Raw genomic sequence first — 16,322 nt, 5'->3', positions numbered from 1 at the left:
ATGCCGAATACTTTTGTACGAACTAAAGCTACTGTAATTTTGTAATTCATTATCCCGGCGTTTTCTGGAAAACCGCCCTAAACAAACCAGATCTATGGTATACGTAAATCGCATTGAACACTTCAATGCTGCCCACCGGTTATACAACCCGAACTGGTCAGAGGAGAAGAACAAAGAAGTTTTCGGGCCTTGTGCCAATGCCTATTTTCACGGGCATAATTTTGAGTTGATTGTTACAGTCAAAGGAGAACCGAATCCGGATACCGGCTTTGTCATTGACATGAAAAAGCTGGGCCAGATTATTAAACAGGAAGTGATCGAAAGGCTCGACCACAAAAACCTGAATATGGATGTTGACTTTTTGCAGGGAAAACTCGCCAGTTGTGAAATTCTGGTGATGGAAATCTGGAAAATTCTTGAGCGTGCGCTGCATGAGATTACAGAAGCACGCCTGCATCAGCTCCGGCTCTACGAGACACCTAAAAATTTCGTGGACTACTACGGTGAATAACAACACAACTGACCAACATATCCGCCCGGCCCTTCGCCTGTACATGATTGCAGGCGAGCGGTCGGGCGATTTGCACGGTGCCAACCTCATCAGGGCTATCCGGCAAGACAGTAACGGAGCCGTGATCCGTGCTTATGGCGGCGAGCAGATGGAAGCCGCCGGGGCGCAGATTGTCCGGCATTACCGCGACATGGCGTTTATGGGTTTTCTGGAGGTTGTGCAGAATCTGGGCACCATCCGCCGGATCATGCGCGAATGCCAGGCCGACCTCCTCGCGTATAAACCCAATGCCCTGATCCTGATCGATTATGCCGGTTTTAACCTGCGCATGGCAAAGTTTGCGAAGAAACACGGTATCAAGGTCTTTTATTACATTTCTCCCAAAGTCTGGGCCTGGAATCAGAAACGGGCGCTGAAGATCAAAGCGAACGTTGACCGGATGTTCACCATTTTTCCGTTTGAAACGGCGTTCTTCCGGAAGTTTGAGTATGATGTGACCTACGTCGGTAATCCGCTGCTTGACGCCATCAGTCAGTTCACGCCTGACCCTGATTTCGGCGATCGTATTCCGGCCGGGAAGCCGGTAGTTGCCCTTTTGCCGGGGAGCCGCAAGCAGGAAATCACGGGTATTCTGCCCACGATGCTGGCTGCCACACGGCAGTTTCCGGACTATCAGTTTGTGGTAGGTACGGTCAGTAACCTCGACGCTTCACTGTATGATAATCTGCTGAAAGACTATCCCGATGTGATCCGCGTAAACGATGCGGCCTACGATCTGCTGCACGTTGCCTCGGCCGCACTGGTGACGTCGGGTACGGCTACGCTCGAAACGGCCCTGTTCCACATTCCGCAGGTCGTGTGTTATAAAACAACGTGGGTTTCCTATGAAATTGCCAGGCGGCTGATTGCGGTGCCGTTTATTTCGCTGGTTAATCTGGTGGCAAACCGGGAAGTGGTGCGGGAGTTGATTCAGAATGATTATACGCCGGAGCAGGTGGCGGGTGAACTGGCGATGATTTTGCCGGGTGGTCAAAAACGGGAGCAGCAACTGGCCGGTTACCGGGAGATCCAGCAGATTATGGGTGGGCCGGGTGCCTCGGAGCGCGCCGGAACCGCTATGGTGCAGGCGCTGCGGGATTAATCAACGAGTCCAGTCTTCCAGTTCAATCGACTTCATCAGCCCATATGCCTGTATAATGCGTTACTATCTTATGATCAATACTTAACCTCTCTGAAACATGATCCTCTTTAATCGATTGGGACAGTTTCGATATTAGTTCAAGACGATCATCAACGCTCAGGCTTCGCAACATCATCGCATACATGTCGACAAAATGCGGATTTGATTTCAAATGTTCCATATCAGTGAAACTACATAAAAAAGCCCCTGCAATGGCAGAGGCTTTAAATTTATCAAAATTCTTCGATTAACCGACGGAACCTTCCAGGCTGATTTCCAGAAGTTTCTGCGCTTCAACAGCAAACTCCATCGGTAACTGATTCAAAACTTCTTTAGCATACCCGTTGATAATCAGGGCAACTGCCTGCTCCGTCGGGATACCGCGCTGGTTGCAGTAGAACAACTGATCTTCACCGATTTTCGACGTGGTCGCTTCGTGTTCAACGGTAGCCGTCGGGTTTTTCACCTCAATGTACGGGAAGGTATGCGCACCGCACCGGTCTCCCAGCAACAGCGAATCACACTGCGAGAAGTTACGGGCATTTTCCGCACGTTTCATCACTTCAACCAGACCACGGTATGAGTTGTGGCTCTTACCGGCCGAGATACCTTTCGATACAATCCGGCTTTTCGTGTTCTTACCGATGTGAATCATTTTCGTACCGGTATCTGCCTGCTGCATGTTGTTGGTTACCGCTACCGAGTAAAACTCCCCGATCGAATAGTCACCCTTCAGGATAACAGACGGATATTTCCACGTAACAGCTGAACCGGTTTCAACCTGCGTCCATGAGATTTTTGAATGCGGCCCGTCGCAGATACCACGCTTCGTTACGAAGTTGTAGATACCGCCACGGCCTTCCTTATCGCCCGGATACCAGTTTTGTACGGTCGAATATTTGATTTCGGCTTCTTTGGCGGCGATCAGCTCAACGACAGCTGCGTGCAGCTGGTTCTCGTCGCGCATCGGGGCCGTACAGCCTTCCAGATAACTTACATAGCTGCCTTCATCGGCGATAATCAGCGTCCGTTCGAACTGACCGGTACCGGCAGCGTTAATCCGGAAATAGGTTGACAGCTCCATCGGGCAGCGTACGCCTTTCGGGATGTAGCAGAACGAACCGTCGGAGAAAACGGCGGAATTCAGAGCTGTGAAAAAGTTGTCTTTGGCCGGAACCACCGAACCAAGATATTCCCGTACCAGCTCCGGATATTCCTGAATAGCTTCAGAAATTGAACAGAAGATAATACCTAACTCTTTCAGCTTGGTTTTGAACGTTGTACCGATGGATACCGAGTCAATTACCGCATCAACCGCTACACCGGAAAGACGCTCCTGCTCCTGTAACGAAATACCCAACCGCTCAAACGTACGGCGAAGTTCAGGATCAATATCATCGAGCGATTTAACTTCTTTTTTCTGAACCGGAGCTGAATAATACTTAATATCCTGATAATCAACCGGCGGATATTTAACGTTCGGCCATTTTGGTTCGGTCATCCCCTGCCAGATGCTGAACGCCTTCAGACGCCATTCCAGCATCCATTCCGGTTCGTTCTTCTTGGCTGAGATGAAGCGTATTGTATCTTCGTTCAATCCTTTCGGAGCCTCATCCACTTCTAAGAGCGTCTCGAAACCATATTTGTATTCCGAGTTGGTGATGCTCTCTAAGATTTCAACGTCTTTGCTCATAGCTAATTAGGTCGGTCGAGTGTTACTTTTCGTCCTGTATTAAAGATTTAACACCATTATGGCCGGGTACGTTCCGACGGGAACCTGCAAATTTAATGAATAGAGTTGAGCTTCCGGCAGGATATCCGGGTGGAAATCTTTATTTTTTGGTAACCAGAAACTGCACCCGGCCAGCCGATGGTAACCGTGTTTCGGCAACCGGCCGGCCATAGCGCGCGTAGAACTGCGCAGCCATACCTTGCGGCAGTAATTCAGGATACAGGTTAATGCCGGCAAAGTCATTCGTTTGCAGGTAGTTATCAAAAAACGCCCAGTCGGCATCCGTAAATTGGTAGGCAGGCGACAAAAGTGCCGGCCAGCCGTCGCGCAGAAACGGCTTGATCTGCTCCGGATGCAGGCGCCCGAAATACTGCCCGACTACCTTCTTGTCGTAAAACCGGCGGAAGGTAAATACCGCATTCTGAGCATCATAGTGCGGGCAAAGACCTTCCTGCATGCCCGTGCCATCGGCCCCGACAACGCAGAACGGCCAGTCCAGTACGGCCTCGCCGGGGGTTTCACGCACCCGCTCCATGTAGGTATACACCTCAGCCGGCAGCGGCGGCAGGCGATAGATAGTGAAATGGTGATAGCCATACTGCCATTCGGCCAGCATCAGGACGCCAATGAGGCCGAAAGCCAGTTTAGCCGGCAAACGGTTTGGTAAACGCACCGAAAGGGCTAAAAAACTCAGCAATATGGGGTAAATCAGCGTAGCACGACCACTGTGCCGGTTAAAGCTAAACCAGGGAAAGGCTTTCAATGTCGGAAGTAATACCGGATGATAGAGCAGACACAAGATGAGCATCAGCACAACCGGAGCCCAGAGCGGCACCTGCCGCCGCATCTGCCAGAAACCAATCATGGCCAGCAGGACCAGATACAGCCCCGGACTAGTCTGTCCATAGCTTTCATAATTATCTTTTAAATACTGCTCATAGTGCTGTACGTGCTGATTCACTTGCGGCAGGTGTGGAATCAGTAGCCGGGCCGGATGCGACCAGAGCCGCGACGGGGGCACCACCCCGAAATCAAATTCCCAGGCTGTAAACGCAATCTGCAACGTGAGCGGTACATACAGGTATATTGCCAGCAGAATCGACCCGGCGAGTGCCCAGGTCAAAACAGGCGTCTGCCGGTATTCACCGGAAATCCAGGCCATTACCTGCGCCGGCCAACGGCTGATCTTTGGATTATTCCGGTACAGCAAATACACGCCGAACGGTGCGGCTATGGTCGTGAACGTGAGGGCAAAACCAGCCACGTACCCCAATTCGAGCCCTAAAACCTGCACATGCAGCAAGGCCCATAACAGCACAAACGGCAGCGAAAGCGTCTGCCGGTGATACAACTGCCAGAGCAGCCGGTACGTCGCCACGATGCACAGAATAGTCCAATGGCCGACACAGACATTCAGGTGGACGGGATATTTCCAGAGCCCGTAAAAATTAAATACCGATACCGCCAGACTGACGATCACCAGCCGCCACGGCGAAAAAAACGCACGAAGCAACCAAAACGTACCGACGGCCGTAATGGCAATACTGAACACGTAGTAAAACTGAAGATACGGCCCCGGACCGCCGTTGAGCCAGTAACAGAAGGCATACCAATAGTCCCGTTCGAACCCCCACGGCAGAAAAACCTGTAGCGTCCCGTACGGATAAAAGGTCTGGTCATTGTCGAGATTCAGGTGCGGAATAAGGCCAAACGAAATATTCTTAAAAAAATAATACCCGGCATACTCATACTGATCAGTATCATCCCCGTCGGAAAGCGGAAACCGGAAGTCGCCGACGGCATACACAATCAGGCCTAAAACGGTAATTGTCAAGATAATTAGCCAACGGGATGGCGAAACAGAGCCTTCATTTGGACGAAGCCCGGAAAAATTTGACGTTTGGTTGTACTCCATGCGCTATTACTTCTCAACTGAGTACAACAAAAGTCATCCGAAACGGCTATTTTTGCAAAAATTTTAATAAAAGAGGTACTTCAATGAAGAATGGATAATGACGAATGAACAATGAAGCTGTTCTAACAAGTGAATTGTTCAGTATGCATTATACATTGTCCATTATTCATAAGGATGAATATGGCTGACTACAATCACCGCGAGACCGAACAAAAATGGCAGCGGTTCTGGGACGAAAACCAGACTTACCGCACAACAACGGATGCCGCCGGACAGGCATCGTCAAAGCCTAAATTCTATGTGCTGGACATGTTCCCGTATCCGTCGGGAGCGGGTCTTCACGTAGGCCACCCACTGGGATACATTGCATCCGACATCGTGTCGCGCTACAAGCGGCTGAAAGGCTTCAATGTGCTTCACCCGATGGGCTTCGACTCGTTCGGACTACCAGCCGAGCAATATGCCATTCAGACCGGTCAGCATCCGGCCATTACGACCGAAAATAACATTGCGACCTACATCAAGCAGTTAAAGCAGATCGGGTTCAGCTACGACTGGAGCCGCGAGGTCCGTACCTCCGATCCGTCGTATTATAAGTGGACGCAGTGGATTTTCATGGAGCTGTTCAACAGCTGGTATAACAAGGACACCGACCGCGCCGAACCGATCAGCACCCTGCTGGAAAAATTTGCGACCAACGGGACTACCGACGTCAACGCCGTTTGCGATGCCGACACGCCTGTGTTTACGGCCGCTGAATGGAACAACCTGTCGGCCACCGAACGGCACGCCATTACCCTGCACTACCGCCTGACCTACCTAGCCGACGCGGTCGTGAACTGGTGTCCGGCACTGGGTACGGTACTGGCCAACGACGAGGTAAAAGACGGCGTTTCGGAGCGGGGCGGTTATCCGGTCGAGCAAAAGAAAATGCGGCAGTGGATGATGCGGATCACGGCTTATGCCGACCGCCTGCTGTCGGGTCTGGATACCATCGACTGGTCGGAATCCATTAAGGAACAACAACGTAACTGGATCGGTAAGTCGGTCGGGGCATCGGTTAAGTTTGCGCTGGAAAACAGCGTAGCGCAGGGAGCTGAGGGCAAGGAGCCGTTTATTGAGGTGTTTACGACGCGGGTGGATACCATCTACGGGGTAACATTTATGGTGCTGGCCCCGGAACACGAGCTGGTCGGAAGCCTGACCACGCCGGAGCAGCGCGAAGCCGTTGAGGCCTACGTAAACGCGGCCAAACTGCGTTCGGAGCGCGACCGGATGTCGGACGTGAAGACAGTTTCGGGTGTGTTTACCGGCAGCTACTGCCTCAATCCGTTCAGTGGCGAAAAGGTGCCGGTCTGGCTGGCCGATTACGTTCTGGCGGGGTATGGTACCGGTGCTGTGATGGCCGTACCGTCGGGCGATCAGCGCGACTGGACGTTTGCCACCCATTTCGGGCTGCCGATAGTTGCGATACTGGACACGCAGAAAGACGTTGATACACAAGCCGATAACACGAAAGAAGGCCACTATATCAATTCGGGTATTATCAACGGCATGACCTACAAAGAGGCCACCGCTACGTTGATTACCTGGCTCGAAGAGCGCGGTCTGGGCAACGCACGGGTTAACTTCCGGATGCGCGACGCCGTATTCAGCCGTCAGCGGTACTGGGGTGAGCCGGTGCCGGTTTACTTCAAAGCCGATGCCAACGGAACGGTGCTGCCGTACCTGATCGACGAACGTGAGTTGCCGCTTGAACTGCCGGCCGTTGATAAGTACCTGCCTACCGAAACCGGCGAACCACCGCTGGCACGGGCAGAAGGCTGGAAATATAACCCTAACCCTTCACAAGGAGAGGGAAATTACGAATATGAACTGTCGACGATGCCGGGCTGGGCGGGTTCGTCGTGGTACTGGTACCGGTACATGGATCCGCAAAACGACGGTGCTTTTGCGTCGAAAGAAGCCATTATCTACTGGCAGGATGTTGACCTGTACATGGGTGGTTCCGAGCACGCAACGGGGCACCTGCTTTACAGCCGTTTCTGGAACAAATTCCTGAAAGACCGCGGCTATGTGACGCAGGAAGAGCCGTTTAAGAAGCTGATCAACCAGGGCATGATTCAGGGCCGGTCAAACTTTGCCTACCGGGTCAAAGGAACCGGCGTGGAAGGCGTACCACCGGTTTTTGTATCACTGAACCAAATCAACGGCCGTGAGGTAACCCCGCTGCACGTTGACGTAAATATTGTTGAAAACGACGTACTCGACATTGATGCGTTCAAAAAGCAACGTCCTGATCTGGCCGATGGTGCGGAGTTTATCACCGAGCCGGACGGTAAATACGTGGTAGGCGCCGAGGTCGAGAAAATGTCGAAATCGAAGTACAACGTGGTGAACCCCGACACGGTCGTAGATCGTTACGGCGCCGACGTACTGCGTTTGTACGAGATGTTCTTAGGCCCGCTGGAACAGGCCAAACCTTGGAACACCAACGGTATCGACGGTACGTTCCGGTTTATCCGTAAGTTCTGGCGGTTGTTCTACGAAGACAAAGCCGACGGCACCTCAAAATGGGTCGTTACCGATGAGGCACCGGCTCCGGCCGAGCTGAAAATCCTGCACAAGACAATCAAAAAAGTGCAGGAAGACATTGATCATTATTCGTTCAACACGTCGGTCAGCGCATTCATGGTGTGTGTCAATGAGCTGTCGACGCTGAAGTGCCGCAAGCGGGCTGTTTTGCAGGATCTGGTCTTGTTGCTGTCGCCGTTTGCGCCGCACATCACCGAGGAGTTGTGGGCAGCCCTGGGCAACGAGCCAGGCACGGTATCATCGGCCAGCTTCCCGGTTTTCGATCCGAAGTTCCTGGTCGAAGATGAATTCGAATACCCCATTCAGATCAACGGCAAGGTACGGACAACGATCTCGTTTGCTACCGACCGGGCGGCATCGGAGATTGAGCAGGAAGTGCTGGCCAATGAAGTAGTACAGAAGTGGCTGGAAGGTAAATCACCGAAGAAAGTGGTGGTGGTGCCGAAGCGGATTGTCAACGTCGTGCTGTAAGCAAGGCGAACCGATATAGACCACGGGCGGAGATAAATCGTTATCTTCGCCCGTTTTGTTTACCGGCGCTATTGGCTCACTAACTGCTGCACCGTCCGCTCAATATCATCCGAAAAGCCCTGACTGACCAGCCGGATTACCCCCTTCCGATCAATAAGCACATAGAACGGAATAACGTCAAGCCCATACCTTTGCCGCACCTGATTAGAACCGATTAGCGTCAGGAAAGGCAGTTGCCACTTCGCCAGCAGCCGCCGGACCGCATCCAGTTGCTGAACTTCATGCGTAATGCCGTAAACCTGTAAACCCTGCTGGTTGTACTTGCGGTACAAATGCTCCACTTTCGGCATCGACGCCAGACAGGGTCCGCACCATACCTCCCAGAAATCCAGCAACGTCACCTTGCCTGCAAAGGCAGTTGATGACAGCGAATCGCCCTGAAGTGTGGCCAGCCGGAAATCCGGTGCCGGCTGACCCACCAACCGGCCGGCCGGTTTCTTCGGACTGACGACCGGCAGTTTCTGACGATAGGTCTGCAGGAATGACGGCTCCCGGAACAGGCTGTCGGCCAGGGTAGTATCCGGGCGGATTGCACTGATTTTGTAAAACAGGTCCTGCACCTTACCCAACGTTGTCTGATGGTGCCGTACGCTTACGGGCAACAAGGTAGCACGGGCAATCTGTACCCGTTTATAGCGGTTTGTTACATCATATTGCCTGATATCAGCGTAGTGCATCGTCAGGTAATAATACGCCTCATCCTGCGTAAGCTGCAGGCGGATTGCCTTTGTGGTATCCAGGCGGATCAGGTCAGGAACAATCATCCGGCCACCAAACTGATAAAGAAGATTAGCAATCGCCGTGGTGTCGGTAACCAGTGTATAGGTCTTTTTCGAATCATCGGTCACATATCCGACATGACCATCGTACATGACTTCGCCGGCAATATCATCCTGTCCCGCACGGAACCAGAAGCCAAAGCGATGATCATTCCGGTCGGGCCGGATTGCCGCCCGGCCGTTCAGCTGCCGGATATGCCCGGTAACCAGTGTGTCGGTTCGCTCCAGACGATAAACAACACCGGACAACGATGCCTGTTTTTCGCGAACGGCACGAATCAGGGCCTCAACGCTCTGTGCATAAATCGTTACCGGTAGAAAGGTGATAAATAAGGCAATACCTCGACAAATCCGTTTCATTAAGTAGATGTGCTGCGATTGGTGAGCTCAAAAATAACCGCTCGCCGGGATACTAATCCGGTGGATTCGGCAAAGCATACCGGAAAGTCGACCGGCCCGGTTTGGTCGAAAAAACAGGCGGATTGGTCGAAATAAAGGGCTGAAAAGAACCGGGTTCGTTGGTGTGACGGCCCGACTGTTGTACTTTCAGGGATACGAATGCGCCAAAATGGTCAAGTCATTAAAGTTAAGTCTGCCAGAAGTTCTGTTTTTCGGCATTGTGTTCATCCTGTTTTCGATCCTGACCGATTTTGAGTATAACCTCTACGAAAAAACCGGACGGCTTCCCTCCCTGTTGTCGCTGCTGGAACGGTTGATTTATGGCGTCCTGCGCACCATTCCGTACTGGCTGTATTACAAACTTATTCTTCCTGCTCTGTTCGAAAAACGATACCGGACGTTTGGCTGGCGGATGCTGGTTTTCCTGCTGTTACTGGACGGTTATCTGCACTATGTGATGTATGGGTTAGTGATGAATCTGTGGTTTCTGCCCGAAACGATGCTCGTGTCTGCGCGGAAATGGTACAATTCGTCCGTCATGCTCCATTTCAGCATTGTTTATATTATCCGCGAACTGCTGATGGTATCGGCACTGGGTTACTACCAGCAATCGGTCCGGCAGCAGCACCGGCTGCACGAACTGAGCCAGCATCAGCTACAAACGGAGCTGGATTCACTCCGCGCCCAGCTGCAACCGCATTTTTTCTTTAACACACTGAATACCATTTATTCGCTGGCGCTGCACGGTTCTGCCAAAACGGCTCCGCTCGTTGCCCGTCATGCAGATATTATGCGGTATATTCTTTATCGGGCCAGAAAAAGACGGGTGCCGCTGGATGAAGAGATTAATTTTCTGAGTAATTACGTGGCGGTCGAATCCATGCGTTTTTCCGATAACGCCTCCATTAAGTTTGAGACACAGGGAATCCATAACCGCCTCCGGATTGAACCGCTGCTGCTGTTACCGTTTATTGAAAATACATTCAAGCATGGCCTCAGTCAGGATATTCAGGCTGGTTTTGTACACATTGTGCTGGTACTGCTGGAAAACGAACTGTTTTTAGAAACCCGCAACAGTACGTTTCCTTCCACAGACAAGAGCGGAACGGCTACGGGTATTGGCCTGCGCAATGTATCAAAACAACTGTCGCTGCTGTACCCTGGTCAACACGAATTAACCAGTCAATGTGAGGAAACAACCTATACCCTTCGCTTACGCTTAACCCTGCAACCGAATGATTAAGTGCCTGATTGTTGATGATGAACCACCGGCCCGCCGGATTCTGGAAACGTATGTCGGGCAAACCGCCGATCTGGTGCTGGTTAAGAGCTGCTCACAGGCATTCGAAGCCTTTGAGGTGATCACCGGTACGCAGATTGACCTGATGCTGCTGGATATTCAGTTGCCGGCCCTGACCGGTATTGATTTTATCCGCCGGTTAAAACAGCCGCCAGCCGTTATTTTCACAACGGCATATCCGGACTATGCGGTAGAGAGCTACGAACTGGAAGCGGTCGATTACCTGGTCAAACCCATTACCTATCAACGGTTTGCCCAAAGTATCGACCGGTTTTTAAAGCGATCGGCACCGGTTGCTACCCCTGCCTCCCATACGTATTTTAAAGTGGACGGGCAGTTAGTTAAACTGGCGCACACCGATCTGATGTATGCGCAGTCGATTAAAGACTATATTCTGGTCAAAACCCCTCAGCGTACCTACATCATCCACATGACCATGAAAGCCCTGAGTGAGCTCTTACCCGCGCATACCTTCCGGCGCATTCACCGCTCGTTTCTGGTGAATCTGGCGCACATCACCGCCGCAGGCCGGCAGGAGATTCAGATCGGCGATACGATCATCCCCATCGGCGACAGCTACCGGACCGTGCTCAATGATTTCCCGATCCGCTAATTCCCCTGATTACCGCCGTGACGTCAGCCGCACGCCTGCCTGAAAGCCAAGCCAGCCGGTCCAGCCGTTGTGGGACCAGGTCAGTTCGTTTGTCGTCGGCCGGTTCGACAGCCACAGACTGCGGCCCGCCAGCGGATCCGTTCCGGTTGAGGACGGATGCCACGCCACCAGCGACGGCCCCGCCGAGAAGCCAAGGCGACCGACCCGTAGCTCAAGCATGGTATTGAAACGCAGCATCCAGTTCGGATCGGTATACCGCATACCGGCTTCGAATACGTGGTGGCCGGTGGCATCGACCGAAATGCCCCAGTGTTTTTTCAGGACCAGGTTAGTCCCCAGCCCGTAACCAACTTGCCAGACCGTCGGCAGTGTGCCATTGGTGAGCAGTGTGCCTCCGGAAAACACATTGTAGAACCAGCGGCTGCCCAGTTTCAGGGTGAAGGATGTCAGCCGGGTTTCGTTTACCCCCAGCTCAAACCGCCGGTAGCCATTGCGGCGCACAATGTTCAGAATACCAATTGACGTCGCCGCCGATGAATCAGCGATGTTGATGATCCCTAGCTGACCGCTGCCGCGCCGGAGTGCATGGGCGTAGTTCAGCAGGCCCGACACCTGCCAGCCGCGCGAAACGCTCCGTGTCGCGAGGTTCAGCGCACCGGCAATCTGCCCGCCCACCACATCGCCGTTGGCCACGTTAAACGCTCCGGCGATCTGCACGCCGTATACCCGTCCGGCATTCATGTTGTAAGCTCCGGCAATCTGTACGCCGTCCATGTTGCCGAGTACCGTATTGAACGCCCCGCCAACCTGTACGCCCTCCACATTACCGCCAACCACATTGGCCGCTCCGCCGACCTGCACACCGGTCATGTTCCGCCGGACTGTATTCAGCGCCCCGCCGACCTGTACGCCGATGACGTTTTCACCGACCAGGTTTCCGACACCGGCCACCTGTACACCCATTACATCGCCCCGCACCATGTTCAGCACACCACCCACTTCGAGCTGCCGGACACCCAGCGAATACCCCGAAATAACGTTCAGCGAATAGCCGTTGATCAGCCGGCCGCTCAGCATGTGGTTGGTGCCGATAAAGGGCAGGAACGACACCTGCCATTCGCGATACAGCGTATCGCGGCTCAGGTTAATGTCATGTGCCATCTGTTTTGCCGATAAAAACCAGTCGTTTACATCCAGCAGGGCACTGCGCCAGGTGCTCTGCCAGGGTGTCGGGCCGGGCTTGCTCAGGGTGTCCGTAGCCGGCACCGGCAGCACATCGACTGCCGGCGTTACCACCGTCGGACGGATGGTATCAGGTGCGGGCACGGTTGGCAGCACCGGACGGATATCCGCCACCTTCGGCATTTGGGCCGGCACCGGCGGAACCGGCCGCAGCTGAATGTTCAGCGACTGTGTTTGCTTGCGGGGAATAATCACGGTTTCGCCTTCGTAAGTACTCTTGCGTACTTCCAGGCGGACATTGGGCAAGGCGGTTGGCAGCCGAAGCCGGTAATAGCCAAACGGGTTACTGACCGCCGACGCCAGTGTCGTACGCTCATAAATACTGGCCTGCACAAGCCGTTGTCCCGTTTTTTCGTCGATGATATAGCCATCAACGATGAAGTGGGTCGGGGCGGTGGCCGTAACTTCCTGTTGGGTCAGAATAACGTGGTTCCCCTTTGCCCGGAAGGTAACCGGCGTCCCTTTGAAAAACTGGGTCAGCACCACCCGCACCGGCTGGGCAGTCAGCCGCAGAGGCGCCGAACGGAATCCGGCCATAATTATCGGGTTGTAGGAGAACGTAAAGCGTCCCTGCTGCTCAATAAGCCGCAGGGATTCGTCCGGACGATCCGACCGGAGATCAACCGAAATAAGGCGTTCGAGCGGAGAAATCGTCTGAGCGGAGGCCGTGGGCGCCATTGTCATGGAGACCAGCAGCCAGCAAACGAATGCGTATAGGCGAAACTTCATGAGAACCGAATCTAGTTTAGGCTATGACATTCCAACCGGCGGTTCCCCCTATCACTGACAGGAATTTCCGACCAGTACATACCCTTGCCCCGACCGCTCTACTTTCAGTTTCAGCGATGTAGCCACGATGTCAAGCACCTCTTCGAGCTTCTCATTTTCGAATGACCCGTTATACCGGCAGTTCTTAATCGCATCACTCGACAGGGTAACTGGCTGGCCATACAACTCGCTGATCGACCGCACCACCTCCGTCAGCGCTGTTTTATCGAACGTCAGCCGGTTGGTCCGGAATGCCATGATGTTCGGCGATAAAAGCGCGGCTTTGCGGATGGTATCTTCCTGCTCCAGATATACCGCTTCTTCGTCAGGGCGAAGGACAATGCGTTGTTTTTTGGCGGCAAACTGGACCCGCCCCGTCGCTACGGCTACCCGAACGGTATCGCTGTAGGCCCGGACCGTAAACGAGGTTCCCAACACCCGCACGGTTGTTCCCTGCGCACTGATCACAAACGGGTGCTCCGGATCGGGTTTGATGTCAAAAAAGGCTTCGCCCGTGAGCGTCACGTGCCGGGTGCTGTCGGTAAAGGCATCCGGAAAATCCAGGCGGCTGTTCCGGTTGAGCAGCACCGTGGAGCCATCCGGCAAGGTAACCGTCTGTTTAGCGGCCTGCGTTTGGGCCAGCTGCTGATGCACCGGAGCCGGTTTCAGCCACAGGTATCCGATCCAGCTCGCACCCAGCAGCACTACCACGGCCGCGGCTACGCGCCAGAACGGCTGTATGCTACGCACCGGTTGTTGCGGTATATGTGTATGTAATGGCCGGATGACCGGCTCCCGACCCGTCTCCGGCGGCGTATCGGCCGGAAGGGCTTTCATCCGGCGGTTTACCTTCGCCCAGGCTGCGTCCGTATCGACCGCACGGGCGGCCGGTACGTTGGCGGCTTCATCCCAGATACGCCCGAACCGGTCAAATTCAGCGGCCTGTTCCGGGCCCTCCTCCAGCCATCGGCGCACCCGTTCTGCTTCACCGGCGGTGGCTTCGCCGGCCAGGTATTTGCCGATCAGGCTATCATCTATCGGTTGTTGCTCGTTGTCCATCATGCTGTCTGGTTAACTGATCACACTGATTAGGGCGTCGAGCGATTCGGGCTGCGACAGCCAATCAGCTACCGAATGATTTAGCAGGAGCAAAAGCGGCAGGTAGTCGGCCAATTCTGTACGTAAAATGCGTAAAGCTTTTCCAATCTGGTTTTCAACGGTTTTAATGGAAATGCCGAGCTGATCAGCGATTTCCTGATACTTCAATTCTTCGAACCGGCTCAGCTCAAATACCCGCCGGCATTGTTCCGGCAAGCGGCCAATGGCTTCCTGTACCCGCACGTTCAGCTCGTCGGCCACCACACTGTGGGCCGGCGACAGAGCTGTCTGCACCGGTTCAATTTCGACCTGTTGCTGATAAACTGCCCGCACCTGCCGGTGTTTGATCTGGTTCAGACACCGGTTATGAACGGCCTGATAGAGGTATGATTTCAGGGATGTACTGATAATCAATGTTTCCCGTCGTTCCCAAACGTTCAGGAACATGGCCTGTACCATCTCCTCGGCCTCGTCGTAATCGTTGAGTATCGAATTCGCGTATCGACACAGCAACGGGTAATACTGCCGGAAGACCCCTTCATAGATCCGTTCATTGCCGGCGCGGATAGCTTCCAGTATGTTCTGTTCTGTTGTTTGCACTGTTCTTTTGCCGTTGTGCTGCAAAACTAACAGGGAATTCTGAATCATTGGCTATCTGGTTGGCTGGCAGGGATATGACAATTGAGGAAGCGGTCACCCCTACGGGCGTTTTTTTATTTTTTTACAGCCTTAAAAAATAATTACTACCCTAATCTATTAACCATCAATAAATTAATTAACAAACAGACATTCGTACCTTTTTTTTAGCAAAAAAATGTGTGTCCTTTTTCAGCGACTTACAGTCAAGTAAAAATAGTTGACAAAGCACCATATTTTGTCCACAAAGCACCCTGTTTCAACCATAAGATACCTTTCTGACTTGTAGCTATAATGAAGATTCAGACACTGATTATTGAACCTGATTCACATTGGCGGGCTGTTATCAGTAACATGGTACAGTCCAATCCTTTTCTGGCACTTACCGCGTCCTGTTCATCTACACTTGACGGACATGCACTTTTGGCGGAACACCTCGTCGATCTGATCATTTGCGACATTGACATGCCGGAGGGGTCAGGGCTGGCCTTTATCCGCAGTCTGCCACATCCGCCCATGGTTATTTTTGTTTCGGCCAACCGCGACCATGCCCTGGCCTGTTATGATGTTTCGCCGGTTGACTTTTTGCTGAAGCCTGTTAGTCCCGACCGGTTTATCAGTGCCACCGAGAAAGCCCGTTACCGGTTTAACCTGCTGCATCTATCCGATATTGATCCTTACTTCCTGATCCGGGAAAGTCAGAATTACATTCAGATTGCCTACGATGATGTGCTGTATATGAAGGCACAGGAAAATTTTCTGCACATTGTCACGACCGGTCAGTCGTATATGCCGATTTTGTCAATCACAAAAATGGAAGAAGCCCTGAAAGGGAATACGTTTCTACGCGTCCACCGGTCTTACCTGGTCAATCGGTCGGCGATTGTACAGATCGGGAAGACCGAACTCGTACTGACCTCCGGACACACGATTCCGATCGGGGAGCAGTACCGGGCAACGCTCAACAGGCGGCATATTCAGAAAGGACTGATTACGCGGACGAATTAGACGCCGGCATGGTTC

At 53.0% G+C, this 16,322-nt stretch carries 12 protein-coding genes; 6 read left to right on the top strand and 6 right to left on the bottom strand.

Translation table 11 applies throughout. The annotated features are described in order from the left end of the window. Positions 1 to 94: 94 nt before the first annotated feature. Together AC23NW_RS18390 and lpxB are read left to right on the top strand one after the other, a co-directional pair. On the top strand, positions 95 to 511 hold the full coding sequence (locus AC23NW_RS18390) for a 6-pyruvoyl trahydropterin synthase family protein (protein WP_487451136.1): 417 nt from the start codon (positions 95 to 97) through the stop codon (positions 509 to 511). A gap of 43 nt (positions 512 to 554) precedes the next feature. Next, the gene (gene lpxB, locus AC23NW_RS18385; RefSeq protein ID WP_487451169.1) at positions 555 to 1,652 is read left to right on the top strand and encodes a lipid-A-disaccharide synthase; all 1,098 of its coding nucleotides are present in this window, start codon (positions 555 to 557) and stop codon (positions 1,650 to 1,652) included. 286 nt (positions 1,653 to 1,938) lie between these two features. On the opposite strand, the gene sufB is transcribed toward lpxB, so the two are convergent. Continuing rightward, positions 1,939 to 3,384 (bottom strand): Fe-S cluster assembly protein SufB, encoded by a 1,446-nt coding sequence (gene sufB / locus AC23NW_RS18380; RefSeq protein ID WP_293839613.1) that lies wholly within the window; start codon positions 3,382 to 3,384, stop codon positions 1,939 to 1,941. A gap of 139 nt (positions 3,385 to 3,523) precedes the next feature. Continuing rightward, positions 3,524 to 5,257, bottom strand: coding sequence for a hypothetical protein (locus tag AC23NW_RS18375; RefSeq protein ID WP_487451135.1), 1,734 nt, complete (start codon positions 5,255 to 5,257; stop codon positions 3,524 to 3,526). Positions 5,258 to 5,518: 261 nt separating this feature from the next. On the opposite strand from AC23NW_RS18375, the gene leuS reads away from it, so the two are divergent. Then, positions 5,519 to 8,404, top strand: coding sequence for a leucine--tRNA ligase (gene leuS / locus AC23NW_RS18370; RefSeq protein ID WP_487451133.1), 2,886 nt, complete (start codon positions 5,519 to 5,521; stop codon positions 8,402 to 8,404). Positions 8,405 to 8,472: 68 nt separating this feature from the next. On the opposite strand, the gene AC23NW_RS18365 is transcribed toward leuS, so the two are convergent. After that, on the bottom strand, positions 8,473 to 9,603 hold the full coding sequence (locus tag AC23NW_RS18365; protein WP_487451132.1) for a TlpA family protein disulfide reductase: 1,131 nt from the start codon (positions 9,601 to 9,603) through the stop codon (positions 8,473 to 8,475). Positions 9,604 to 9,811: 208 nt separating this feature from the next. Between AC23NW_RS18365 and AC23NW_RS18360 the strand changes: the two genes are divergently transcribed. Then, positions 9,812 to 10,885 carry a sensor histidine kinase gene (locus AC23NW_RS18360; protein ID WP_487451131.1) on the top strand — a complete coding sequence of 358 codons (1,074 nt, stop codon included), beginning with the start codon at positions 9,812 to 9,814 and terminating at the stop codon, positions 10,883 to 10,885. After that, complete coding sequence (locus AC23NW_RS18355; protein ID WP_487451129.1) at positions 10,878 to 11,555, top strand: LytR/AlgR family response regulator transcription factor; 678 nt, start codon at positions 10,878 to 10,880, stop codon at positions 11,553 to 11,555. Before AC23NW_RS18360 ends, AC23NW_RS18355 begins: the two co-directional genes overlap by 8 nt. Before the next feature lie 9 nt (positions 11,556 to 11,564). Here the strand turns inward: AC23NW_RS18355 and AC23NW_RS18350 are convergent, their stop codons facing one another. Genes AC23NW_RS18350 through AC23NW_RS18340 form a run of 3 tightly spaced genes read right to left on the bottom strand, consistent with a single transcriptional unit; the run spans position 11,565 to position 15,263 of the window. Further along, positions 11,565 to 13,526 (bottom strand): STN and carboxypeptidase regulatory-like domain-containing protein, encoded by a 1,962-nt coding sequence (locus tag AC23NW_RS18350; RefSeq protein WP_487451128.1) that lies wholly within the window; start codon positions 13,524 to 13,526, stop codon positions 11,565 to 11,567. Between the two features lie 51 nt (positions 13,527 to 13,577). Next, a complete protein-coding gene (locus AC23NW_RS18345) occupies positions 13,578 to 14,627 on the bottom strand; it encodes a FecR domain-containing protein (protein WP_487451127.1) in 1,050 nt (349 codons plus the stop codon). A 9-nt stretch (positions 14,628 to 14,636) separates the two neighbouring features. Next, positions 14,637 to 15,263, bottom strand: coding sequence for an RNA polymerase sigma-70 factor (locus AC23NW_RS18340; RefSeq protein ID WP_293833612.1), 627 nt, complete (start codon positions 15,261 to 15,263; stop codon positions 14,637 to 14,639). A gap of 330 nt (positions 15,264 to 15,593) precedes the next feature. Here AC23NW_RS18340 and AC23NW_RS18335 point away from each other — a divergent pair, with 330 nt between their 5' ends. Continuing rightward, on the top strand, positions 15,594 to 16,307 hold the full coding sequence (locus tag AC23NW_RS18335) for a LytR/AlgR family response regulator transcription factor (protein ID WP_487451126.1): 714 nt from the start codon (positions 15,594 to 15,596) through the stop codon (positions 16,305 to 16,307). Positions 16,308 to 16,322 lie beyond the last annotated feature (15 nt).

This window comes from Arsenicibacter sp. R0_47 (genome assembly GCF_057652235.1).
This window is presented reverse-complemented; position numbering and strand designations above follow the sequence as displayed.

Bases quoted from the DNA above. Each gene is read 5' to 3' on its own strand.
- leuS (WP_487451133.1), top strand. From the start codon at position 5,519: ATGGCTGACTACAATCACCGCGAGACCGAACAAAAATGGCAGCGGTTC.
- AC23NW_RS18350 (WP_487451128.1), bottom strand. From the start codon at position 13,526: ATGAAGTTTCGCCTATACGCATTCGTTTGCTGGCTGCTGGTCTCCATG.
- AC23NW_RS18335 (WP_487451126.1), top strand. From the start codon at position 15,594: ATGAAGATTCAGACACTGATTATTGAACCTGATTCACATTGGCGGGCT.
- sufB (WP_293839613.1), bottom strand. From the start codon at position 3,384: ATGAGCAAAGACGTTGAAATCTTAGAGAGCATCACCAACTCGGAATAC.
- AC23NW_RS18365 (WP_487451132.1), bottom strand. From the start codon at position 9,603: ATGAAACGGATTTGTCGAGGTATTGCCTTATTTATCACCTTTCTACCG.
- AC23NW_RS18360 (WP_487451131.1), top strand. From the start codon at position 9,812: ATGGTCAAGTCATTAAAGTTAAGTCTGCCAGAAGTTCTGTTTTTCGGC.
- AC23NW_RS18345 (WP_487451127.1), bottom strand. From the start codon at position 14,627: ATGATGGACAACGAGCAACAACCGATAGATGATAGCCTGATCGGCAAA.
- AC23NW_RS18355 (WP_487451129.1), top strand. From the start codon at position 10,878: ATGATTAAGTGCCTGATTGTTGATGATGAACCACCGGCCCGCCGGATT.
- AC23NW_RS18390 (WP_487451136.1), top strand. From the start codon at position 95: ATGGTATACGTAAATCGCATTGAACACTTCAATGCTGCCCACCGGTTA.
- lpxB (WP_487451169.1), top strand. From the start codon at position 555: ATGATTGCAGGCGAGCGGTCGGGCGATTTGCACGGTGCCAACCTCATC.